The sequence below is a fragment of the Streptomyces sp. NPDC020983 genome (genome assembly GCF_044333485.1).
Taxonomy (GTDB): Bacteria; Actinomycetota; Actinomycetes; order Streptomycetales; family Streptomycetaceae; genus Actinacidiphila.
The window spans coordinates 270,525-292,389 of sequence record NZ_JBIRRA010000002.1; the positions used below are offsets into that span (position 1 = coordinate 270,525).

The window sequence follows — 21,865 nt, forward strand, 5'->3', positions numbered from 1 at the left end:
CACCAGCCGTCCGACCAGCAGAGGTGACCGTGTACCACGCCATCGTCCGACGCAACCTGCGCAAGTCCTTCGCCGAGGTCAACCGTGGCAACTACCCGGCGATCGTCGGCCAGTTCACGCCCGGGGCCGAGCACTGGTTCTCCGGCGCGCACGCCCTCGGCGGGGGCCGGCACGACAACCGGCGCATCCAGCAGTGGTACGACCGCCTCGCCGCGCTGCTGCCCGACCTGCGGTTCGAGCTCACGAAGGTCTCGGCGAAGGGCTGGCCCTGGAACACGGTGGCCTTCGTCGAGTGGGTCGACCACCTCACCGACCGCGAGGGCAACCACTACTCCAACCAGGGCGTCCACGTCATCCGTATCGCCTGGGGCAGGATCACCGAGCTGCACATCTACTGCGACACCGCGCTGCTCGCGTCCGTCCTCGACACCCTCGCGTCCCAGGGCGTCGCCGAGGCGGCCGCCCCGCCCGTCGGCGCCCCCGGCCCCTTCCGCGCCGCCGCGGCCCCGGCGGCCCCCGCGGCCTGAGCGCCGGCCCGGAGCCGGGCGGGCCCGCGTGGCGCGTCGCGGGCCCGCCCTCCCCCGGGGTGCTACAACCCGGCGACCCAGTACGGCTCGACGGTCATCCGCCCGTTGCCGCGGGCGCCGTTCAACTGGCCGGACGACGTGGTGGCGAGGGTGTACCAGGAGTCCACGTAGTCGTCGTCGTTGGTGTACCAGGACGACGGCAGCGCGCCCAGGACCGCGTCGACGAGCGGGATGTAGGCGCCCTGGTCGGTGATCGTGAGCAGCGCGTCGGCCAGTGCCTTGGCGAGCGCCGCGTAGTTGGTGTCGCTGTCGGCCTCCATCATGACGACGTCGGCCAGGTCGTACTTGTAGTTGGACCAGCTGACCAGGATCTGGTGGGGGTAGTACGTGGTGCCGTCGTCGTCGAGGTAGGGCATGTCGACGGTGTCGACGCGCACCTTCCCGTCGGGGCCGAAGCCGGTGACGATCGAGTAGATCTCGGCGTTGCCGAGGGCCCAGGGCTCCTCGTCGTCGTTGAGGTGGACGGAGTCGATCGTCGTCGTCCAGTAGCCGCCCGTGGCCGCGGACGCGGCCGCCGGGGCGGCGGCCGGCCGCAGGCCCGCCTTGTCCAGGGCCTTGTCGACCTGGGCCAGCCCGGCGGCGGTCGCCCGGTCCACGTCGAGGTCGACGACGTAGACGGCCTCCCGCGGGGCCCGCGCGGCGCTCAGCGCGTGCGCGCGGCCCGCGCTGTCGTACGCGGTGACCGTCCCGGCCCGGTCGTCGTCCGCGGCCACCGCCACGAGCGGCACGGTGTCCGGGGTGAGCGCGGCCCGCATCGACCCGTCGCCGAGCCGGAGCCGCAGCAGCGGCCCGGCGTCCGCGCCCAGCCCCTTGGCGGCGGCGATGCGCCGCTCCGCGGCGGTGACGGCGCCGGTGAGCGCGGCGGGCGCGCCGGGGCGCGCGGTGAGCGGGGCGAGGCCGGCCGGTGCGGAGCCGAGCGCGGCGTCCCGCACCTGCGCGCGCCATTGCGCCGAGCCGAGGGAGGCGGCGAGCGACCGGGCCACGGTGTCCTCCGCGGCCCGGACCTGGGAGCCCTGCCGTGCGCCGGCGGGGGTGTCGGCGTGGGCGGCGGGCAGTGCGAGCCCCTGGGTCGCGAGCACGCAGCCCGCGCCGAGGGCGAGCCCGAGCGCGGCGCGCTGGTGAACGGTGAGGTGCACGGAGGTTCCTCCTGGAGGCGTTCCCGCGCCCGCCGCTCCGGGCGGCCGCGGTCGAGGGTGGGTCAGGACGGAGCCGATCTGCGCGCGAGCGGTCTACGCGAATAGATCCCGGCCCGCCCATCATGACCGTTGCATGTCAACGAGAACAAGCCCTCTCCCGGCCAACCGGTGAACGGTGCCCGACGCCCCGCGGCCCGCCCCGCCCGCGGCCCGCCCCGCCCCGCCGGCAGGGCGCCCGGTGCCGCCTCCGGAGCCGGTGCCGAGCGGCCGCGGGCCTCAGCCGCGCGGGGGCTCGGGGCGGACCAGGCCGTTCTGGTAGGCGATCACGACGAGCTGGGCCCGGTCGCGCGCGCCGAGCTTCGTCATCGCGCGCTGGACGTGGGTGCGCACCGTCAGGACGCTCAGGACGAGCTGCTCGGCGATCTCGTCGTTGGACCTGCCCTGCGCGGCGAGCACGGTGACCTCCTGCTCGCGCGGGGTGAGGTCGCCGAGCCGCTCGGCGGGGGCGAGCTGCGGGGTGCTCGGGGTGGTGAGGAAGCGGGTGATGAGCGCCTGGGTCGCGCCCGGCGACAGCAGCGCCTCGCCCGCGGCGACGGTGCGGATGCCGGCGAGCAGCGTGTCGGTCGTGACGTACTTGCCGAGGAAGCCGCTCGCGCCCACCCGCAGCGCCTGCGCCACGTACTCCTCGGTCTCGAACATCGTCAGGACGAGCACGCGGGTGCCGGCGAGGGCCGGGTCGGCGCAGATCTCGGCGGTGGCGGCGAGCCCGTCGGTGCCGGGCATGCGGATGTCCATGACGACGACGTCGGGCCGCTCGGCGCGGGCGGTGTCCACGGCCTCCCGCCCGGTGGCGGCCTCACCGACGACCTCCATGTCGTCGCAGGAGTCGATCAGCATCCGGAAGGTGCCGCGGAGCAGGGCCTGGTCGTCGGCGAGCAGGACGCGGATGGTCACGGGGCTTCCTCGGGCGGTTCGGCGGGGGCGTCCCCCGGGCGGCGGGGCTCACCGGCACGTTCTGTCGCCGGCTGCGTCTCCGGGCGCGTCTCCGGCGTCACCGGCTCCCCGGCCGGGGGCCGGACGGGCAGGGTCGCGGTCACGGCGAAGCCGCCTTCCGGCCGCGGGCCGGCGTGCAGTTCGCCGCCGACCGAGTGGGCGCGTTCCCGCATGCCCATCAGGCCGTACCCGCCGGCGGGCACCACGGGCGGCAGCGGCGGCCCGTCGTCGGTGACCGTGATGCGCAACCGCGTCCCGCCGTAGTCGAGTCCGACGCGGGCGGCATGCCCCGAGGCGTGCTTCGTGGCGTTGGTGAGGGCTTCCTGGACGATGCGGTACGCCGTCAGGTCGACGCCCGGCGTCAGCGGCCGCGCGCGGCCGCGGGTGTCCACGGTCACGTCGAGACCCGCGGAGCGGCACGCGGCCACCAGGTCCGGCAGCCGGTCCAGCCCCGGGGCGGGCTCCAGCGAACCGGTGTCCGGGTCCCCGGCCTGGCGCAGCACGCCCACCGTGGCGCGCAGCTCCAGCAGCGCGGAGGAGGTCGTGCCGACCAGCGCGGTGAGGATCTCCCGGGCCTTCTCGGGCTGGGTGGCGGCGAGATGGGCGGCGGTGCCCGCCTGGGCGTTGGCCACGGCCATGTGGTGGGCGACCGCGTCGTGCAGTTCGCGGGCGATGCGCATGCGCTCCTGCGCGACCCGCAGCCGGGCCTCCTCCTCGCGGGTGCGCTCGGCGTGCGCGGCGCGGGCCTGGGCGGACGCCAGGTAGGCGCCGCGGAAGCGGCTCGTCACCCCCAGGGACACCGGCAGCAGCAGCCACAGCACCGTGCCCACCGTCCGCAGCATGAAGTCGTCGCCGAGCGGCGCCCCGGACAGCGAGGTGGCGACGAGGACGGCCGCGGCCGCGTAGCCGTACGGCGCGGTGCTCGGCACGTCGCCGAGGGCGGCGAGCCAGTAGAGGGCGGCCATGACCGGGGCCAGCAGCAGCGGGCTCGGCAGGTAGCCGACGGCGGTCAGGACGGCCGCGGCGGGCGTGGTGACGGCGAGCGCGGTCCGCGGGTGGCTGCGGACGCGCAGCAGGGCGGCGAGGCTGACCAGCGCGACGATCCCGGGGGTGACCTGGGTGCGCGGCGGCGAGGACTCCGACGTGCTGACCGCGCCGCCGAGCACCGTGCACGCCGACAGCGCCACCGCGAGCACCGCTTCCGCGGTCCGCGGGTGCTGTTCGGTGAAGCGTTCCAGGCGGCTGGTCATCGTCGCTCTCCGGGAGGGTCGGTGCCCCCATCGTCCCCGATCGGCCGTGCGGCGGAGGGAGCGGGCGGGCCGCCCGGGGCACGCGGCCCCGGGCGGCCCCGGCGGCGCGGGTCACACCCCGGCCCGCTGCGGCGCGTCCGCCCGCGGGTCCGGGTCGTGCCCCCCGCCGCCGGGGGAGCGGCGGGCGGGCGACCCGCCCTCGATGTCCACGTGCGGCAGCAGCCGGTCCAGCCACCCCGGCAGCCACCAGGCCCGGTCGCCGAGCAGGGCGAGGACGGCGGGCACGATCGCCATCCGGACGACGAAGGCGTCCAGCAGCACCGCCGCCGCCAGGCCGAACCCGACCATCTTGATCATCGCGCCCTGCTCCTCGACGAAGCCGGAGAAGACCCCGATCATGATCAGCGCGGCCGCCGCCACCACCCGCGCGCTGTGCCGGAAGCCGGACACCACCGCGTGCCGGGCGTCCTCGCCGTGTGCGTACGCCTCCCGCACGCGGGAGAGCAGGAAGACCTCGTAGTCCATGGCCAGGCCGAAGACGATGCCGACCATGAAGATCGGCATCAGGCTCATGACCGGCCCGGTCTGCTGCACGCCGAGCAGTCCGGCGCCGTGCCCCTGCTGGAAGACCAGGACGACCAGGCCGAGCGCGGCCAGCACGGACAGCACGAAGCCGAGGGCCGCCTTCAGCGGGACGAGCACCGAGCGGAAGACCACCAGCAGCAGCACGACCGCCAGGCCGACCACCGTGGCGAGGTAGGGCAGGAGCGCCGCCTGGACCTTGCCCGCGATGTCGATGTTCAGCGCGGTCGTGCCCGTGACCTGGAAGGTCGCGGAGGTGCCGGACTCGATCGCGGGACGCTCGTGGCGGACGGTCCGCACCAGCTCCTTGGTCCTGGTGTCGGTGGGGGCGGTCGCGGGGGTGGCCGAGAACACCGCCGTATCGCCCGCCTCGTCGAAGGTGGGCGGCGAGACCGACACGATCCCCCGCTCCTTCCCGATCCGCTCGCCGATCGTGTGCACGGCGGCCCGCGGGTCGGGCGCGCCCTTGGCGTCGACCACCACCGTCAGCGGCCCGTTGAAGCCGGGGCCGAAGCCGCGCGCGAGGTCGTCGTAGGCCCGGCGCTGGGTGGTGGACGTCGACAGCGCCTCGTCCCCGGGCGAGCCCAGGTGCAGCGACGCCACCGGGACCGCGAGCGCGCCCAGGCCCAGCACGCCGAGCACCAGCACCGCCACCGGCCGCCGCAGCACGAAGCGGGCCCAGCGGGAGCCGAGGTTCCCGCGCGCCGGCCTCGGCGCCCGCCCGGCCCCGGCCCCCTTGCGCGCCCGGCGCGGGAGCACCGCGTCCGGCCGGAAGCCGAGGAGCGCGGGCACGAGCGTCAGCGCGACCAGCACCGCGACCCCGACCGCCCCCGCGGCGGCCAGGCCCATCTTCGTCAGCACCGGGATCCCGACGACCGACAGCCCGGCCAGCGCGATCACGACCGTCAGCCCGGCGAAGACCACCGCGGAGCCGGCCGTGCCCGCCGCCCTGCCGGCGGCCTCCTGCGGGGAGTGCCCGCGGCCGCGCTCCTCCCGGTAGCGGGAGATCACGAACAGCGCGTAGTCGATGCCGACGGCCAGGCCCAGCATCATCCCCAGCGTGAGGGTGTCGGAGGTCAGGCCCAGCGGGTGGCCCAGCAGCAGGATGCCGAACAGGCTCAGCGCGGCACCGGCGACCGCGGTCAGCAGCGGCATGCCGGCCGCCGTCAGCGACCCGAAGGTCACCAGCAGGACGACGGCCGCGACCGCGATGCCGATCAGCTCGGAGAGCCCGCCGGGCCCTTCGTCGGCGTCCAGTGCGGAGCCGCCCGTCTCGACGGTGAGGCCCTCGGCACGCGCCTGGCCGGCCGCCTCGTCCAGCGCGCCGCGGTCGGCGTCGGTCAGGCCGGCGGCGGTCACCGTGTAGCCGACGGTCGCGTACGCCGTCGAGCCGTCCTCGCTGACCGCGCCGGAGGTGAAGGGGTCGGTGACGCCGGCGACCCGCGGGCCGCTGCCGAGCGCGGCCACCGTGTGCTCGATCGCCGCCCGGTGGCCGGCCGCGGTGACCTTCCCGCCGCCGGGCGCGACGAAGACCACCTGGGCGGTGGCGCCGTCGGCCGCCGTGCCGGGGAAGCGCTGCTGGACGAGGTCGTAGGCGCGCTGGGACTCGATGCCCGGCATCGGGAGATCGCCGTCGGAGGTACCCGGGGCACTCAGCCCGGCCACCGCGACGGCGACCAGGGCCGCCGCCCACAGGAGGACGGCCCGGCCCCGCCGCCGGAAGGCCAGCCGGCCCAGTCGGTACAGAAAAGTCGCCATGGAGGGCACTCCGCTTCCGCTCGTGGTTGCCCCACAAGCGTCGGCCGCCGGGCCCCCGCCCGTCGTCGTGCGGCTGCGGGCACCCGCGCCTACCGGAGCGGCGGTACGCGGCGGCGGCGGCTACCGCGAGCGCAGTAGCCGCCGCCGGTGGCGACCCGTCCGCGGCGCCCGGTTCAGACCGTCAGGGTGTCCAGGTGCAGGGGCCGGACGCGGCCCTCGATCATCGCGCCCAGGCCCTCGACGGCGACCGTCGCGGGGGAGTCGGCGACCACGACGGGCATGCCGGTCGACTGGCGGAGCATCAGGTCCAGGCCGGGCATCAGCGCGCTGCCGCCCGCGAGCATGATGCCGCGGTCGCCGAGGTCGGCGACCAGGTCGGGCGGGCAGTGCCGCAGCACGCCGGTGATCGCGTCGAGGACGGCGGTGAGCGGGGTGCGCATCGCGTGCCGTACGCCCTCGGTGTCGATCGTGATCGTGCGAACCATGCCGCTCACCACGTCCCGCCCGTGCACCTCCGTGGTCAGGCAGCCGCCCTCCGCGGGGGCCCCCAGCATGCGGTGCAGGGGGCGTACGGACTGGGTGGGCAGCATCAGCTCGTGCGCGTTGCGCAGGTGCTGGATGACCGCCCGGTCGATCGCGTCGCCGCCGACGGGCACCGTCTCGGCCGCCACGATCGAGCCCAGCGACAGCACCGCGACCTGGGTGGTGCCCGCCCCGCACACCACGATCATGGTGGCCTCGGGGTGCTCGACCGGCAGCCCGCAGCCGACCGCCGCCGCGATCAGCGTGTCCACCAGCTCCACACGGCGCGCGCCGAGCCCGTACATCGTCTCGACGGCCGCGCGGCGGGCGATGGGCTCGCTGCCGTGCGGGGTGCACACGGCGGCCCGGAGGACGGGTGCGCGCAGCCGGCGGCGGCCGAGCTTGTCGCCGAGGATGTGCCGCAGCATCCGCTGGGCCATGGCGATGTCGACGACGGCGCCGCCCGCGACGGGCCGGGCGACCCGGATGTGGGCGGGGGTCCGGCCGGCCATCCGCTCGGCGGTGCCGCCCACGGCGATGAGCGCGCCGGTGCGCACGTCGACCGCGGCGACGCTCGGCTCGTCGGCGACCAGGCCGCTGCCGCGCAGGTAGACGCGGGTGCGGGCGGCGCCGAGGTCGACGGCGACATTGCAGCGGCGCAGCTGGTCGAGGGTGGGGTTCTGGGTGATGAGGCTGCTGACGCCGGTCACCCCGGCCAGGCCGATCACCGGTGCTCCCCGGGCCAGCCGGGCGCGGGCCGGTAGGTGGCCAGCGACCAGATGACGAAGATGTCGACCGCGATCATGATGATCGCCCACACGGGCTGGTAGGGCAGGAACATGAAGTTCGCGATCATGTTGAGCGCGGCGATCCCGATGCCGAGGTACTTCGCCCAGGTCGCCCCGCGCAGGATGAGGAGCGCGACGAACACGGCGACGATGCCGAGGATCAGGTGGATCCAGCCCCACGCGCGCACGCTGAACTTGTAGACGTAGTCACCGCGCGTGACGATGTAGACGGCGTCGTGGCCGATGCCGACGACGCCCTCCAGGATCGCCAGGACACCGCCGACCAGCAGCAGGATGCCCGCGAAGACCGTTCCGGCGGCGGCCCAGGAGTTGCGGTCGTCGTCGTGCCGGCGCCCGGAGCGGTCCGGGGGCGGCGGCTGCGGTGCGGGGTTGGCTTGGCTCATGGCGGCTCCCGGGTCCGTGATCCGTGGTCCGTGGCGGAGGGCGGGAGCGTGCGATCATGCGATACCCAGCCAGAACCGTACAAAACCCGCCTTACTGACATCATGATCTGCCGACCGGTCCGACAATGCGAGGAAGGCTGGGCCGTACGGGGGTGCGCCACGCGGGCGTTTCACCGTGGCGGCTCACCGCCCGCGGACCCGGGGGCCCGCGGGCGGCAGGGCGCCGTCAGCCCGCGTCCTCCAGGCGGAAGCCGACCTTCAGGCCCACCTGGTAGTGCTCGATCTCGCCGTTCTCGATGTGCCCGCGGATCTGCGTCACCTCGAACCAGTCGAGGTCGCGCAGCGTCTGCGCGGCGCGCGCGATGCCGTTGCGCACGGCGGCGTCGACGCCGTCCTTCGAGGTGCCGACGATCTCGGTGACGCGGTAGGTGTGCTCGGCCATGGCGGAACTGCCCTTCGCTGGGGTTCGCTTTGCCCTTCCACCGTGCCGCACGCAGGTCCGCGTCGCATGGTGACGGCGTGGGGCGGCCGTCTGTACATATCCCCCTAAGATGGACATTGTGACGCCGTCCTTCTCCGGTCCGGCCCTGCGGTGGATGCCGAGCGCCCTGCTCGTCGGCGGGGTGGTCTTCGACCTGGTGACGCCCGCCCCCTACACCGGCGACCCGATCTTCGCGGCCGCCTGCGTGCTCGCCGGGGCGACCCAGGGCGTCCGCGCCACCGTCCTCACCTGCCTGTTCGCCGTCGTGGCGATCGTGCTGCTGTCCGCCGGCGAGGACGAGATCATCCACCACCGCGGCATCGCCGACATCTCCAGCGTCGCCGTCGCCGCGCTCCTGGCCATCGGCATCAACCGCGTCCTGCGGCGCTACGGCCGGCGCCTGGAGACCGTCCGCAGCATCTCCGAGGCCGCCCAGCGCGCCCTGATGCCCGTCCCGCCCGACCGTATCGGCCCGCTCGGCATCGCCGCCCGCTACGACGCGGCCGCCTCCGAGGCGCGGATCGGCGGCGACATCTACGCCGCCCAGGAGACCCCCTACGGCATCCGGCTGCTCATCGGCGACGTCCGGGGCAAGGGGATGGGCGCGGTCGGCGCGGTGGCGGTGATGCTCGGCGCCTTCCGCGAGGCGGCCGACGACGAGCCCGACCTGCTCCGCCTCGCCGACCGCCTCGACCGCGCGCTCGACCGGCACAAGGAGCAGTCCGCCGGCGAGGCCCGGCTCGAGGGCTTCACCACCGGCCTGATCGCCGAGTACGGCCCCGGCTGCGGCACCCTGCGCCTGGTCAACCGCGGCCACCCGCCGCCCTACCTCATCGCGGCGGACGGCACCGTCCGCACCCTGGCGCCCTCCTCGCCCGACCTGCCCTTCGGCATGCACGGCCTGGGCGGCGTCCGCTCCGCCCCCGACGAGGTGGCCGTCCCGCACGGCTCGACCCTGCTGCTGGTCACCGACGGGGTGACCGAGTCCCGTGACCGCCACGGCACCTTCTACGACCCCCAGTCCCGCCTGCCCGCCCTCGGCCCGCTCCCCACCCCGCACGCCGTCGTCGACGCCCTCCGCGAGGACCTCGGCACCTGGACCGCGCACACCGTCAACGCCACGGACGACCGCGCGATGCTCGCGGTGCGCCGCGACTAGCCCCCTGCGCCTCGGCACGCCGGCACCTCAGCACCTCCTGTCCTCATGAGGTGCTGAGGTGCTGAGGACGGGAGGTGCCGGGGTGTGCCGGAGGCGGGGCGGGCGAGGTCAGTGGTGGAAGGCGGTCGCCTTCGAGCTGGGGCCGTGCAGCGGGTGCGGCTGGCCGTGCAGGGACGGCATCAGCTGCCGCAGGTCGTCCATCAGCAGGTCGGAGAGGTCCTCCGAGAAGCCGTTGCGGCACACGATCCGCAGCACCGCCAGGTCCTGCCGGTCGGCCGGGAAGGTGTAGGCGGGGACGAGCCAGCCGTGCTGCCGCAGCCGCCGGGAGACGTCGAAGACGTCGAAGGACGTGACGCCCGGCGCCGTGGTGAAGGCGAAGACGGGCAGCTGGTCACCGTGCGTGACCAGACGGAACTCGTCCAGCTCGGCGATCCGCGAGGCGAGCGAGCGCGCGACGTCCCGGCTGGTCTGCTGCACCGCCCGGTAGCCGTCCCGCCCCAGCCGCAGGAAGGTGTAGTACTGCGCGACCACCTGCGCGCCGGGCCGCGAGAAGTTCAGCGCGAAGGTGGGCATGTCGCCGCCCAGGTAGTTGACGCGGAAGACCAGCTCCTCCGGCAGCGCCTCGGCGTCCCGCCACAGCGCCCACCCCACGCCCGGGTAGACCAGGCCGTACTTGTGCCCCGAGGTGTTGATCGACGCGACGCGCGGCAGCCGGAAGTCCCACACCAGGTCCTCGTCGAGGAAGGGCGCGATCATGGCGCCGGAGGCCCCGTCCACGTGCACCGGGATGTGCACGCCGGTGCGCTCCTCGTACGCGTCCAGCGCCGCGCAGATCTCGGCGACCGGCTCGTAGGAGCCGTCGAAGGTCGAGCCCAGGACGGCGACGACGCCGATGGTGTTCTCGTCGCACAGCGCGAGCGCGGAGTCGGCGTCCAGGTGCAGCCGGTCGCCGCTCATGGGGGCCAGGCGCGCCTCGACCTCCCAGAAGGCGCAGAACTTCTCCCAGCACACCTGCACGTTCGCGCCCATCACCAGGTTCGGCCGGGCGGACCCGGGGTAGCCCTTGGTGCGGCGGGTCCAGCGCCGCTTGAGCGCCATGCCGGCGAGCATGCACGCCTCCGACGACCCGGTCGTCGAGCACCCGACCGCCGCCGCCGGGTCGGGCGCGTTCCACAGGTCGGCGAGCATCGACACGCAGCGCCGCTCCAGTTCGGCGGTGCGCGGGTACTCGTCCTTGTCGATCATGTTCTTGTCGAAGCATTCGGCCATCAGGACGTCCGCCTGCGGCTCCATCCACGTCGTGACGAAGGTCGCGAGGTTCAGCCGCGAGTTGCCGTCGAGCATCAGCTCGTCGTGCACGAGCTGGTAGGCGGCGTGCGGCGACATCGCACCGTCCGGGAGCCGGTGTTTGGGCGGCGCCGCCGTCATGCTGCCGACGGGGTCGGCGTCCCCGAGGAAGAAGGGGTTGACGGAGACGGAGCGCTCGGAGCCCGAGCCCTTGTGCAGTGACATGTTCGTCACGATACGTCCGGCTTCGTGACGGTGCCGCAGGAGCGGAAGCGCTCACCCCACCAGGCGGCGCAGCTCGTCCGCGTTGGAGCGCGTGACCTCCCACAGGGCGAGCTGGCGGTCGTGGACGTCGGCGACGGCCGCGGGGTGGTCGGCGAGGACGGCCAGCGACTTCTCCGTGAGGACGGCGCCCAGGTGCGGGTGGTGGACGGACACGCCCCACTCCGGGCGGCCGATGTCCGCCAGGAAGTACGCCATCTTCGGGTGCGAGACGAGGCTCACGATCGGCGTGCCGCAGCCGAACGGGATCATCCCGGCGTGCCCGCGCATGCCGATGACCAGCCGCGTACGGGCGTAGGCGTCGGTGATCTGCCGGTTGTCGTAGTCGTACATCGGGACGACCGGCAGCGAGATGCCGTGCTCGCGCCGCAGGTCGAGGGCGAACCGCTCGTCGGCCTGCGCGTGGGCCACGCAGCGCACCTCGGCGTGCTCGCCGACGGCCCGGACGGCGGCGGCCGTCTCGGCGAGGAAGTGGCCGTAGTCGTGGCCGAAGCGCAGGCCCGCCCGGTCGTACGCGGCGTTCAGCAGCACGGTGTCCTCGCGCTCGGCCGGATCGCTCCACCCCGGGACGAGCTGCCGCGTCACGGTCGTCGGGCAGGGCTGGTAGCGGACGCGGTCGTGCAGGTGCGCGGGCAGCATGGCCCGCACCTTCTCGATGGAGCCGTGGTTGCGCAGCCCGAAGAACGCCGACTTCTCCACCAGCGCGCGCAGCGCCTCCGCGAACCGCCGGGCCCGGTAGGACTGGCCGTCGAAGGCGTTGAAGCCGACCGCGTAGACGATGACGGGCACGTCGATGCGGCGCAGCACGTCGTCGGGGACGTTCCACTGCCACGCGCTGTTGCCGTTCGGCGCGGTGTCCGGGATGAAGAGCCCGCCGCCGCCGACGACCAGGGCCCGCCGGGAGTTCGCCTCCTTGAGCGCGGCCTCGCCGAAGAGCCGGTGCGCGTGCACGGCGTGCCAGCGGCGCGGCCCCGTGTCCGGCCCGAAGGCGAGGCGTACGGACTCCGGCAGCAGCTTGTCCCCGGCGTTGCCCTGGTGGGGCATGTAGAAGGCGACGTGGGTGAGCTGCCCGCCGGGGTCCCCGCCGGGCTCCGCCGCGCCGGGCAGGCTCCGCTGCCGCATCTCCTCACTGGGCCCGTGCGTGGGGTCCGCGTCCAGGCCCGCGAGGGCGTACCGCTGCGCGGCCGCGTCGTCGCCGAGCACCCATTCGATCTGCGCGAGCCGCGCGAAGGCCGGGGCGGCGTGGTCGGGGGCCGCGGTCGCGGCGAGCAGGTGCGTACGGGCCTCGGCGTAGCGGGACACGCTCATGAGCGCGTGCCCGTACACCTCGTGCGGCCACGCGTCGCCGAGCCCGAGCCGGACGGAGGCCATCGTGTCGACGGCCTCCTGGTAGTTCCCCGCCCCGATGTGCGCGGCGGCCACCCGCCGTGCCGTCCCCACGTCCCCCGTCCGCCGCACGTACGGCTCCCCGAAGTGCACGAGCAGCCCGGGGTGCGTCACCCCGGGCGCCTTGAGGTAGGCCTCCTGGACCTCCTCGGCGGAGGGCGCGCCCTCCGCTTCCGTGAGGTGGGCGAGACCGGCCCCGTCGATCTCCCGGAGCTCCAGCACGCCCCGGACGAGGCCGAGCGCCCCGGCGTCGGGGTGCGTGCCCGCCCGCGGGGCGCCGCCGCTGACGCCCTCCGCCTCCGCGGGGGAGAGGGCCGCGGACGCGCCGCGGGGCACCCGGGCCCTCAGCCTCGCGAGGTCCTCCCGCTGGAGGACCAGCGCGCCCGGCGCGGTGGTCGCCGCCGAGGCGGAGCGCAGGGCGAGGAGGGGGCCGAGCGGCCCGGTCACCACCGTGTCCGCGCAGAACGCGACGACGGTGTCGTAGTCGTCGACGTCGAGGACCGCGAGCAGCGGGTGCGGCCCCGCGCCGGTGGGCCGTGCGTCCACGCGCGGGTGGAGCGCCCGCACCGCGTCCAGCGACGCGTCCGGCAGCGCCGGATCGTGGAGGAGCACGAAGTCCTCGCACACCCCCGGGTTGCTCAGCGCCAGGCTGCGCAGCAGCGCGAGGACCCCGGGCAGCCGCCCGGCGTCGGCGTGGGCGGCGAAGGCGACGCGCCGCTTGCCGGTGATCGCGGCGGCGGAGTGGACGTCCGCCCGGCCGGGGGAGGAGTGCGTGCTCATCGGAGCGAGATCACCGGTCCTCGGACGTGCTGGGCGCGGGCGAGGATCCAGTCCCGCTCGCGTGTGTAGCCGGCCGGCGCGGTGGCGGCCGGCGCCTCGGCGAGCCGGAAGGGCCCGGTCGTGAAGAAGTCGAAGCCGAAGAGGTCCAGCCGCGGGCTGACGTCGAGGAAGTCGAGCAGCCACACCGCCTCGAAGCCGCACGTCAGTCCCGGCGGCCAGGCGGCGGCGTCGAGGCCGCCGGCACCCCGCAGGGGCCTGCGCAGGGAGTCGTCGCCGGTGAAGTGCTGCGCCCCGGGCACCATCCGCTCGCGCATCGCGTGCCGCCAGTCGGCGGCCCGGTCGGCGAGGACGAGGCGCACGCTGACGGGGACGTCCCGGTTGTACGGGTCGCGGTGGTCGGTGACGTGGATGTCGGTGCGCTCGCCCGTGGCCTCGGGGTCGAGGCGGAAGGAGGTGAAGCGGACGACGAGGTCGTAGGAGTCGATCTGCGCGCCCAGCGCACTCTCGGCGAGGGACTGGGAGTTGGCGACCAGGCAGACGGAGCGCCCGGCGATGAGGGTGCGGAACTCGCCGATCCGCAGGCGCGCGGTGCCGCCGAAGAGCGGGTCGGCCAGCGGCGGGCGCAGCCGGGCACGGCGCCGGTCGGCGTGGAGCGCCACGGCGGGGGCCAGCCGCGCGGTCTCCTCGGGACCGGCGACGGGGAGCCGGGCGGCGAGGTGCGCGGTGACGGCCGCCTCGAAGGCGTCGAAGGGCCCGTCCGCGAGGGCGGTGACACCGGGCGCGTCGGTGCCGTCGAGGGCGCGCAGCACGGCGGAGCGCCAGTCCCCGTCGGCCCGCAGGACGGCGATGCGGGCGGCGGTGTCGGCGGCGCCCGCGGACTGCGCGGGGGTGTGCTCCAGGTAGCCCTCGAAGGCCGTGACGGCCCCGCCGAGATCACCCGCGGCCTCCAGCGCGCGGCCCCGCAGGTGCCACGCCGCCCGCGAGCCCTTCCGCCGGGCGAGCACGGCGTCCGCGGCGGCGAGCGCCAGGGCGGTCCGTTCGGCGCGGAGGGCGGCGGCGCCGAGCGCGAGCAGCGCGTCGGTGACGTCACCGTGCGCGGCCTGCACCTCCCGCAGTGCGTGGGCCGCGGCCGCCAGTTCGCCGCCGGCCGCGCCCTCCTGCTCGTACAGCCGCAGGCACCCGGCCGCGGACGCCGTCCCGGCGGGCGTACGCGTACCGCTGCCGCCCGCACCGCGGCCCGGCAGGGCGAGGCCGAGCAGGCGGCGCCCGAGGGTGGTCTTCGTCATGCTGCTCCAAGCGTCCACAGCCCCGGACGGGCCCGCGGGGTGGCCTGAAACACTAGGAGAGGGCGGCGTAAGCCCCGGCGGTCGCGGCGTGAACACCCGGTGTCCGGCAGCGGAACATCCCGCCCGCGCGGTGCGGGCCGCGCTCTCGGTCCCGTGCCGCCCGGCCAGGCAGGCAGCCTCTCCCGGGCCGGCGCGTTCCGCGCGGGGCGACAGCCCGGGGGCGGGGAACGGCGCGACCGGCAACGGCGCAGGGGGCGGTCCCGCGACGGCGGAAAACGGCCGCCCGGCGGGAAGGAGGCGCGGGGCCCGCGCGGGCAGCCGCCCGCCGGCGGACGTCCGCGCGACGCGCCCCGGGCGTGAGGGCCTGCCGTCCCTGACGGTGAACGCCTCGATTGCGGCGCCGGAGCGCCCCTCGGCGCGAGGGCCTACCCGGCGGCCAGCCCCGACTTGAGCGCGCGGGCGAAGCGGACCACCCGTTCCGCCTGCACCCGCGCAGCGGTCAGCGTCTGCTCCCCGACGGGGATGTCGCCCTGGCCGGCGACGTGCGACGTCCCGTACGGGTTGCCGTCCACGAACTTGGACGGGTCGGTGTAACCGGGTGCCACGAGCACGCCCCCGAAGTGGTGGATCGTGTTGTAGAGCGCCAGCAGCGTCGTCTCCTGGCCCCCGTGCGTCGTGGACGTGGCCGTGAACCCGCTGTAGACCTTGTCCGCGAGCTTCCCGGCCTGCCACTGCGGGCCGAGCATGTCCAGGAACTGCTTGAGCTGGCTCGTGACGTTGCCGAAGCGCGTGGGGGTCCCGAAGAGCACCGCGTCCGCCCACTCCATGTCCGCGGCCTCCGCCTCCGGGATGTCCGCGGTGGCCTCGACGTTGGCCCGCCAGGCCGGGTTGGCGTCGATCGCGGCGTCGGGCGCCAGTTCCGCCACCCGGCGCAGCCGCACGTCGGCGCCCGCCTTCTTCGCGGTCTCCGCGACGGCCTCGGCGATACGGGCGACGGTGCCGGTGGAGGAGTAGTAGATGACGGCGACGTTGACGTCGGCCATGGCGTGCCTCCTGGGAACGAGGTGGTCTGACGGTGAACGACCCTACGGCCGCCCACCGTTCCCGGGTACCCCGGCTCGCGGCGGGAAGACGTCCCGCGGCCTGCCGGGACGGCCCGCCGGACGACGGGGCCCCCGGGCCCGGGCACGCAGGTGCTCCCCGTCCCGGGCCGGACGGGTGTGCGGCCCCCGCCGGACGTCAGGACGCCGCCGGTACGGGCACGGCGTGCGGGCGCAACACCATGTGCGCGCCCTCCACCGCTGCGACCATGGCGAAGGGGAAGCGGTCCAGTTCGAGGCAGAGCGCGACGTCCTCGGGACGGGACCCCTCCCGTACCCCCTCCGTCAGTTCCGCGGCCGCTCGCGACCGTTCGGCCCGGCGGAGGAAGTCGCCCGGGTCCGTCCCCGCGGGGTCGGTGGCCCGCCCGGCGATGTACTGGGCGCACGCCAGATCCTCCTCGGCCCGCCCGTCCTCGCCCGTGACCACGTACGTGACGCTGTCCGGCCCCCGCTCGCGCAGGAGCCCGGCGGTCGCCTCCGCGACCACGAAGCTCGCGCACAGCACGAGCGAGGCGTCCCTCACGGCCAGCGCCCCGACCGTCCCGGAGGTGGTCTTCTGCACGACCGTGCGCCCGCCGAGGTCGCAGTCCCTGAGCAGGTAGGGCGAGTTGACGGCGCCGAACCCGGGGGCGGGCGGCCCGTCCTTGAGCGCCAGCCACTCCGGGTGCCGTTGCCCGAGCGCGAGGGCCTCGTCCAGCGAAGCGGCGAGCACGATCTTCTCTGCCCCCCGGCCGAAGACCCAGGCCGCCGTGGTGAAGGCCCGCATGACGTCGAGGACGACGGCCACGGCGGGGGTGCCGTCGAGCTCGGCAGTGCCGAGGAATCGGGAGTCCATGCGGTCATGATCGGGCACGCCCGGCCGCGCCGCACCGGCGTTTGCGGAGGCCCCGGAACGGGGCCGGGGCCCGCCGGGAGGAACTCGGCGGGCCCCGGCGGCGCACCGGCCGGGTCAGGGCGTGTACACGGTGGGCCGGGGTGCGGTGGCCATGCCGTTGCCGAGGAAGAAGCTGGGGTGCGGGGGCTGGTTGTAGGCGGTGTTCTGCCAGGCGATGGCCTCGCGGTACTGGGTGTCGTGCATCAGCGTGGTGATGCGGATGCTCGTCGGGTCGGGCGTGGAGTAGATGCGCAGGGCGTGGTTGTCGGTCGTCGGCCAGACGGCCTCCTCGCGCCAGTCGCCGAACAGGTCGGCGGTCAGCGACGGGTTGGCCTTCGTGCCGTTGTTGGAGTGGACGTCGGAGGCGGTCAGCAGCCGGGTGTCGGAGCTGGTGCCGTACTTGTCGATGTGGGTGCCGTCGAGGAGTTCGCGGACCGGGTCGCCGTCCCACCAGATGGTGAAGTTGATGGAGCCGGGCTTGCGGCCGATGTTCTGGCCCTTGGTGTTGTACAGGCCGCTGACCCCGGCGGACCAGGACTCGGCACCCGCGCTGCCGGCGTAGACGTCGTCGGAGACGCCGCGGCCGTTGTCGCAGCCGCAGCTCGCGTTGGACCACAGGATCTGGCCGGTCCTGGCGTCGGCGAACCACGCGGCGAGCTTGGAGGTGTCCTCGTCGACCTTGAACTCCTCCAGGCCGGGGTGGCTGGGGTCGAGGTCGCCGACGTGCATGGCGTCACCGTGGCCCTGGCCGGTGTTCCACAGCCTCGCGCCGTTGTCGTCGACCGCCATGGCGCCGTAGACGATCTCGTCCTTGCCGTCGCCGTCCACGTCGGCGGTGGCGAGCTGGTGGTCGCCCTGGCCGGCGTAGGAGCTGTTGCCGGAGTCGTTGCTGTCGAACTTCCAGCGCTCGGTGAGCTTGCCGTCCCGCCAGTCCCACGCGGCGATCACGGTGCGGGTGTAGTAGCCGCGGGCCATGACGATCGACGGGCGCTTGCCGTCCAGGTACGCGGTACCGGCGAGGAAGCGGTCGACGCGGTTGCCGTACGAGTCGCCCCACGAGGAGACGGTGCCGCGCGGCGGGTCGTAGTTCACCGTCGCCATCGCCGCGCCGGTCTGCCCGTTGAAGACCGACAGGTACTCCGGTCCGGACAGGACGTAGCCCGACGAGTTGCGGTAGTCGGCGCCGGAGCTGCCGATGACCCTGCCCGTCCCGTCGACCGTGCCGTCCGCGGTCTTCATGACGACCTCGGCCTTGCCGTCGCCGTCGTAGTCGTAGACCTGGAACTGCGTGTAGTGCGCGCCCGAGCGGATGTTGCGGCCGAGGTCGATGCGCCACAGCCGGGTGCCGTCGATCCTGTAGGCGTCGATGTACGTGTCGCCGGTGTAGCCGGACTGCGAGTTGTCCTTGGCGTCGGTCGGGTACCACTTGACGACGTACTCGTACCGGCCGTCGCCGTCGAGGTCGCCGACCGAGGCGTCGTTGGCCTCGTAGGTGTAGGACCCGCTCGCGTTGGAGCCGCCGGCCGGGGGCGTGATCGGCACGTCGTGGTAGCCGTTGGCGAAGGACACGGAGGCCGGGGACGCGGCCTGCTCGGTGCCGTTCACGACCGCGCGGACGGTGTAGGAGGCACCGGCGGAGGCGCCGCTGTCCAGGTAGTCGGTCGCGCCGGTCAGCGGCGAGGAGGTGACCTTCGTGCCGTCGCGGTAGACGTTGAAGGCGACGTCGTCCGGGTCGGTCGCCAGCCACCGCCAGGACACCAGGTTCGCCGAGCCGCTGCGGACCGAGATCACGCCCCGGTCCAGCTTCTCGACCTGGCGTCCCTGCCCGGTGGCGGGCGGGGTGGAGGTCGGCGGAGTGGTGGGCGGGGTGGTCGACGGGCTCGTGGGGGGTGTCGTGGTCGTGCTGCCCGTGCAGACCGTGCCGTTGAGGGTGAACGAGGCGGGCACCTGCGGCGCGCCCGACCCGGGGATCGACCCGTTGAAGCCGAAGCTGACCGTGCCGCCGGACGCGAGGGAGCCGTTGTAGCTCAGGTTCCTGGCGGTGACCTGGCTGGTGCCGAGCGCCACGTCGGCGTTCCACGCCTGGGTGACCTGCTCGCCGTCGCCGAAGGACCACTGCAGCGTCCAGGAGGTCACGGCGTCGCCGAGGTTGGTGACCTCCACGTTCGCGCCGAAGCCGCCCTGCCAGGCGTTGGTGATCGAGTAGCCGACCCGGCACCCCGCGGCGGCCGTGGCGGCGCCGGCCTGCTCCTGGACGGCCCACGTGGCGCCCACCGCCACCAGCCCTCCGACGGCCAGCCCCGCTGCCGAACGCAGCGCTCGCCGTCTGCGGTGCTGCATCGTCATTACTCCTCCAGAAAAGTGGGGGGAATGGTGCGCAGGAGCGCTCCCGGCGCCTAGGGGATAAGCGTCATGGGAGCGCTCCCACGTGCCCCAATATCCAGAGCTTCCGGGGTGGCGTCAATGGTTTCCGCAGAGGAGGTCCGAAACTTTTCGCGACGGAAAGTGAGTCCTGCGCCGTTCTCCCCGGGGCGGGTGGCGGGCGGCGGCGTGACCCGCGTGCCGCGTGCGTGCCGCGCCCTCCCGCCGACCCAATCCCCGGGGGGCATCTCACCTGGGGGAACGGCGAGTTGACGCCTCGTGGGAGGGGGCCGGTGGGGAGACCGGTCCGCCGCGCGGGCCCGGATCCGCGGGGGCGGGGAGGCGGGCGCGGAGGGGGCCGGTGACCGGTCGTGACGGTCTCCGGCGGAAACCGGCGACGCGTCGCCCGAGGGAAACGGGCGCCGAGTTTCCATCCATGGAATTGAACGCCAATTGAAATGCCGTGATCGAAGGGAAAACGAACCGGCGGGCCGGGTGGGCAATCGCCCGGCCCGCAGGTTCCGAGCAGCAGGGGGAGCCGTCGCGCGCCTGCCGCGCGCCCGTGCGGGCCGTCCGCGCGGGGAGCCGCGGCGGGTGGGCCGGTGTCCTGCCACGGGGAGCCGCCGGCGCACCGTCCGCCCCGCGGCCGCGGGGAGCGCGGCCACCACTGTGGGTCACCGTCCGCCCCGCCCGGCTCCGCCCCGCCGGCGGCCTCGTCCCGCCGGTGGCACGCCGGACCGGGGCACCCCTAGGCTCCCGGCATGACGTCATGCGAGGAGTGCGGGTTCGGCTACGAACTCGGGAGCCCGGAGGTCTTCGCCGGGCAGGTGACAGACGGCGCCGGTGCGTACGCGGAGCCGCTGCTCGGCGCGCCGGCGGAGACGCTGCGGCGGCGGCCGGAGCCCGCCACCTGGTCGCCGCTCGAATACGCCTGCCACGTACGGGACGTGCTGCTCGTCCAGCGCGAGCGGGTCCTCGCCGCGCGGCGGACGCGGACGCCCTTCGCCGAGCCGATGGGGCGCGACGAGCGCGTGGAGCACGACGGTTACGCCGAGCAGCGGCCCGAGGACGTCGTACGGCAGCTCCAGGACGCCGCCCTGCTCCTCGCGCACGCCCTCGGGCGGCTCGGCCCCGCCGACTGGGACCGCACGCTTCTTTACACCTACCCCGAGCGCGCGGAACGCCCGCTGCGGTGGCTCGCCGCCCACACGGTGCACGAGCTGCGCCACCATCTCCTGGACGTGCGGCGCGGGCTTGCGGACAGGGTCGGCGGGGAGCCGACGGGCCGCCTCTGACGGGGGATCGGGCCGGGGCGGCCCGGCAGACCGCCACCCGTCCCGCCCGGATCCGGCCGTCCGCGGGGCGGGGCCGCCGCCGTCCGGCCGACGGCCGCGGGGTCCCGCCCCTCCTCGCGAGGCCGTGAACGCGGGCAGACTACGTCCATGCACCTCCCCGCCGAAGCCGTGTCCGCCGCCGTGCTGCTGGAGGTCGTGAGGATCTCCGGACTCCCGGACAGGCGGGGCGCCCCCTATCCCGGCAGGGTGGGCGCTCACTGGGCCGGGAACGAGGCAGCCGGCGCCCTGGCCCTGATCGAGAGCCTGCCCGGCGGCGAGCGGCACCGCTGCGGCTTCTCGCCGGGCTGGAGCGTCCGGGCGTACGCGGACGCTCTCGACACGGCGCTGTTCGAGGCGGCGTTCTGCTTCAGCTGCCACGAAGTGCGCATGCAGGGGACCGCCGTGCCACCCGCACTGGACACACAGTTCTTCGACGCGGACGCCCCGCAGGCGCACGCCCTGCTGGCCCTCTTCCGCACAGCGGCCCCGTAGCGGGACGGCGAGCGGCCGCGTCCGGGCCTACAGGTCGATGACGACCTTGCCCCGCACGTGCCGGCCGGCCTGGAGCCCGGCCGCGTCGCGGATCTGCCCGATCGGGAAGGTCGCTGCGACGGGCACCCGCAGCCGTCCCGCCGCCACCAGGCGCGCGATGTCCTCCAGTGCGCCGGCGGGCGCGTCGGCGCCGTTGGCCGCCGCCACACCGCCGACCTGCGCGGCGATGGTGCAGATGCGGCTGTCCGGGACGCCGAGCTCCCTCGCGGCGTGCACCGCCTCCACCCCGTACAGGTCGACGGCGGCGGTGACGCCGCCGGGCGCGAGGGCCCGGACCCGGTCGGCCAGGCCCTCGCCGTGGACGACCGGCTCGGCTCCGAGGCCCCGCAGGTGATCGGCCGACGCCGCCGACCCCGTCCCGATCACGCGCGCTCCCGAGAGCCGCGCCAGCTGGACGGCGAAGACCCCGACCCCGCCCCCGGCGCCGCCGATCAGCACGGTGTCGCCGGGCCCGGCGGTGATCGCGGCGAGGGCGGCGGACGCCGTGCGGCCCGCGATCGTGAGGGTGGCGGCGGTGCGGTCGTCGACGCCGTCGGGCGTGTGGTGGGCCTCTTCCGCCGCGGTCCCTCCGGCCGGGTCGACCACCACGAAGTCGGCGACCGCGCGGGACAGGGCGCCCCCGAACACCCGGTCGCCCGGCGCGAAGCCGGCCACCCCGTCGCCGACCTGGTCGACCACTCCGGCGTAGTCGGTCCCGAAACCGGCCGGCAGGGTGAGGCCGAAGCGGGCGGCGGTGTCCGCGTCGGCGGTCATGATCCAGTCCATCGGATTCAGCCCGGCCGCGGTGACCCGCACCCGGATCTGCCCCGGACCGGCCTGCGGCGCGGGGACCTCGCGGACGGCCAGGGTCTCGGGGCCGCCGAACGAGTCCAGCCGGACGGCCCTGCTGCCCGCCGGGGAAGGGTTCCTGGTCGGGGTCTGCATGGTGCGCCTGCCTCCTCGCAGCCGGGGGTGCACACAGCG

General features: G+C 75.1%; 18 protein-coding genes. 4 read left to right on the top strand and 14 right to left on the bottom strand.

The genetic code is table 11. The annotated features are described in order from the left end of the window. The first annotated feature begins 29 nt into the window (after nucleotides 1-29). On the top strand, nucleotides 30-527 hold the full coding sequence (locus tag ACH4SE_RS04610) for a nuclear transport factor 2 family protein (protein ID WP_398541814.1): 498 nt from the start codon (nucleotides 30-32) through the stop codon (nucleotides 525-527). Between the two features lie 62 nt (nucleotides 528-589). Here the strand turns inward: ACH4SE_RS04610 and ACH4SE_RS04615 are convergent, their stop codons facing one another. The 7 genes from ACH4SE_RS04615 to ACH4SE_RS04645 all read right to left on the bottom strand — a co-directional run bounded on the left by ACH4SE_RS04615 (nucleotide 590) and on the right by ACH4SE_RS04645 (nucleotide 8,462). After that, complete coding sequence (locus ACH4SE_RS04615; protein ID WP_398541815.1) at nucleotides 590-1,723, bottom strand: DUF3103 family protein; 1,134 nt, start codon at nucleotides 1,721-1,723, stop codon at nucleotides 590-592. Nucleotides 1,724-1,999: 276 nt separating this feature from the next. Beyond that, complete coding sequence (locus ACH4SE_RS04620) at nucleotides 2,000-2,677, bottom strand: response regulator (protein WP_398541816.1); 678 nt, start codon at nucleotides 2,675-2,677, stop codon at nucleotides 2,000-2,002. After that, the gene (locus ACH4SE_RS04625; RefSeq protein WP_398541817.1) at nucleotides 2,674-3,966 is read right to left on the bottom strand and encodes a sensor histidine kinase; all 1,293 of its coding nucleotides are present in this window, start codon (nucleotides 3,964-3,966) and stop codon (nucleotides 2,674-2,676) included. Before ACH4SE_RS04625 ends, ACH4SE_RS04620 begins: the two co-directional genes overlap by 4 nt. Nucleotides 3,967-4,077: 111 nt before the next feature. Continuing rightward, nucleotides 4,078-6,306, bottom strand: a complete 2,229-nt coding sequence (locus ACH4SE_RS04630; RefSeq protein WP_398541818.1) for an MMPL family transporter — start codon at nucleotides 6,304-6,306, stop codon at nucleotides 4,078-4,080. 173 nt (nucleotides 6,307-6,479) lie between these two features. After that, entirely contained in the window at nucleotides 6,480-7,556 is a 1,077-nt protein-coding gene (locus ACH4SE_RS04635) for a rod shape-determining protein (protein WP_398541819.1), read from the bottom strand. Continuing rightward, nucleotides 7,553-8,020, bottom strand: coding sequence for a hypothetical protein (locus ACH4SE_RS04640; RefSeq protein ID WP_398541820.1), 468 nt, complete (start codon nucleotides 8,018-8,020; stop codon nucleotides 7,553-7,555). Before ACH4SE_RS04640 ends, ACH4SE_RS04635 begins: the two co-directional genes overlap by 4 nt. Before the next feature lie 226 nt (nucleotides 8,021-8,246). Continuing rightward, entirely contained in the window at nucleotides 8,247-8,462 is a 216-nt protein-coding gene (locus tag ACH4SE_RS04645) for a dodecin (protein ID WP_398541821.1), read from the bottom strand. 109 nt (nucleotides 8,463-8,571) lie between these two features. Between ACH4SE_RS04645 and ACH4SE_RS04650 the strand changes: the two genes are divergently transcribed. Beyond that, the gene (locus ACH4SE_RS04650) at nucleotides 8,572-9,660 is read left to right on the top strand and encodes a PP2C family protein-serine/threonine phosphatase (protein ID WP_398541822.1); all 1,089 of its coding nucleotides are present in this window, start codon (nucleotides 8,572-8,574) and stop codon (nucleotides 9,658-9,660) included. Nucleotides 9,661-9,768: 108 nt separating this feature from the next. Here the strand turns inward: ACH4SE_RS04650 and ACH4SE_RS04655 are convergent, their stop codons facing one another. The 6 genes from ACH4SE_RS04655 to ACH4SE_RS04680 all read right to left on the bottom strand — a co-directional run bounded on the left by ACH4SE_RS04655 (nucleotide 9,769) and on the right by ACH4SE_RS04680 (nucleotide 19,001). Beyond that, nucleotides 9,769-11,172, bottom strand: coding sequence for a glutamate decarboxylase (locus tag ACH4SE_RS04655; protein ID WP_398541823.1), 1,404 nt, complete (start codon nucleotides 11,170-11,172; stop codon nucleotides 9,769-9,771). A gap of 51 nt (nucleotides 11,173-11,223) precedes the next feature. Next, nucleotides 11,224-13,395: a polysaccharide pyruvyl transferase family protein gene (locus ACH4SE_RS04660; RefSeq protein ID WP_398541824.1), complete on the bottom strand. Its 2,172-nt coding sequence runs from the start codon at nucleotides 13,393-13,395 to the stop codon at nucleotides 11,224-11,226. Then, the gene (locus tag ACH4SE_RS04665; RefSeq protein ID WP_398541825.1) at nucleotides 13,392-14,681 is read right to left on the bottom strand and encodes a hypothetical protein; all 1,290 of its coding nucleotides are present in this window, start codon (nucleotides 14,679-14,681) and stop codon (nucleotides 13,392-13,394) included. The genes ACH4SE_RS04660 and ACH4SE_RS04665 overlap by 4 nt, the downstream gene beginning before the upstream one ends. 425 nt (nucleotides 14,682-15,106) lie before the next feature. After that, nucleotides 15,107-15,724, bottom strand: coding sequence for an NAD(P)H:quinone oxidoreductase (gene wrbA, locus ACH4SE_RS04670; RefSeq protein ID WP_398541826.1), 618 nt, complete (start codon nucleotides 15,722-15,724; stop codon nucleotides 15,107-15,109). Between the two features lie 196 nt (nucleotides 15,725-15,920). Then, nucleotides 15,921-16,616, bottom strand: coding sequence for a 2-phosphosulfolactate phosphatase (locus ACH4SE_RS04675; protein ID WP_398541827.1), 696 nt, complete (start codon nucleotides 16,614-16,616; stop codon nucleotides 15,921-15,923). Nucleotides 16,617-16,730: 114 nt separating this feature from the next. After that, a complete protein-coding gene (locus tag ACH4SE_RS04680) occupies nucleotides 16,731-19,001 on the bottom strand; it encodes a cellulose binding domain-containing protein (RefSeq protein ID WP_398541828.1) in 2,271 nt (756 codons plus the stop codon). A gap of 776 nt (nucleotides 19,002-19,777) precedes the next feature. On the opposite strand from ACH4SE_RS04680, the gene ACH4SE_RS04685 reads away from it, so the two are divergent. Both ACH4SE_RS04685 and ACH4SE_RS04690 read left to right on the top strand, forming a co-directional pair. Continuing rightward, nucleotides 19,778-20,311, top strand: coding sequence for a DinB family protein (locus ACH4SE_RS04685; RefSeq protein ID WP_398541829.1), 534 nt, complete (start codon nucleotides 19,778-19,780; stop codon nucleotides 20,309-20,311). Between the two features lie 147 nt (nucleotides 20,312-20,458). Further along, the gene (locus ACH4SE_RS04690) at nucleotides 20,459-20,842 is read left to right on the top strand and encodes a hypothetical protein (RefSeq protein ID WP_398541830.1); all 384 of its coding nucleotides are present in this window, start codon (nucleotides 20,459-20,461) and stop codon (nucleotides 20,840-20,842) included. Between the two features lie 27 nt (nucleotides 20,843-20,869). Here ACH4SE_RS04690 and ACH4SE_RS04695 read toward each other — a convergent pair whose 3' ends face one another. After that, nucleotides 20,870-21,826, bottom strand: a complete 957-nt coding sequence (locus tag ACH4SE_RS04695; RefSeq protein ID WP_398541831.1) for an NADP-dependent oxidoreductase — start codon at nucleotides 21,824-21,826, stop codon at nucleotides 20,870-20,872. Between the last annotated feature and the right edge of the window lie 39 nt (nucleotides 21,827-21,865).

What these genes read in the sequence shown, in the direction of transcription:
- ACH4SE_RS04675 (WP_398541827.1), bottom strand. Translation starts at nt 16,616, where the DNA reads ATGGACTCCCGATTCCTCGGCACTGCCGAGCTCGACGGCACCCCCGCC.
- ACH4SE_RS04690 (WP_398541830.1), top strand. Translation starts at nt 20,459, where the DNA reads ATGCACCTCCCCGCCGAAGCCGTGTCCGCCGCCGTGCTGCTGGAGGTC.
- ACH4SE_RS04665 (WP_398541825.1), bottom strand. Translation starts at nt 14,681, where the DNA reads ATGACGAAGACCACCCTCGGGCGCCGCCTGCTCGGCCTCGCCCTGCCG.
- ACH4SE_RS04645 (WP_398541821.1), bottom strand. Translation starts at nt 8,462, where the DNA reads ATGGCCGAGCACACCTACCGCGTCACCGAGATCGTCGGCACCTCGAAG.
- ACH4SE_RS04695 (WP_398541831.1), bottom strand. Translation starts at nt 21,826, where the DNA reads ATGCAGACCCCGACCAGGAACCCTTCCCCGGCGGGCAGCAGGGCCGTC.
- ACH4SE_RS04680 (WP_398541828.1), bottom strand. Translation starts at nt 19,001, where the DNA reads ATGACGATGCAGCACCGCAGACGGCGAGCGCTGCGTTCGGCAGCGGGG.
- ACH4SE_RS04650 (WP_398541822.1), top strand. Translation starts at nt 8,572, where the DNA reads ATGGACATTGTGACGCCGTCCTTCTCCGGTCCGGCCCTGCGGTGGATG.
- ACH4SE_RS04685 (WP_398541829.1), top strand. Translation starts at nt 19,778, where the DNA reads ATGACGTCATGCGAGGAGTGCGGGTTCGGCTACGAACTCGGGAGCCCG.
- ACH4SE_RS04640 (WP_398541820.1), bottom strand. Translation starts at nt 8,020, where the DNA reads ATGAGCCAAGCCAACCCCGCACCGCAGCCGCCGCCCCCGGACCGCTCC.
- ACH4SE_RS04660 (WP_398541824.1), bottom strand. Translation starts at nt 13,395, where the DNA reads ATGAGCACGCACTCCTCCCCCGGCCGGGCGGACGTCCACTCCGCCGCC.
- ACH4SE_RS04655 (WP_398541823.1), bottom strand. Translation starts at nt 11,172, where the DNA reads ATGTCACTGCACAAGGGCTCGGGCTCCGAGCGCTCCGTCTCCGTCAAC.
- ACH4SE_RS04630 (WP_398541818.1), bottom strand. Translation starts at nt 6,306, where the DNA reads ATGGCGACTTTTCTGTACCGACTGGGCCGGCTGGCCTTCCGGCGGCGG.
- wrbA (WP_398541826.1), bottom strand. Translation starts at nt 15,724, where the DNA reads ATGGCCGACGTCAACGTCGCCGTCATCTACTACTCCTCCACCGGCACC.
- ACH4SE_RS04625 (WP_398541817.1), bottom strand. Translation starts at nt 3,966, where the DNA reads ATGACCAGCCGCCTGGAACGCTTCACCGAACAGCACCCGCGGACCGCG.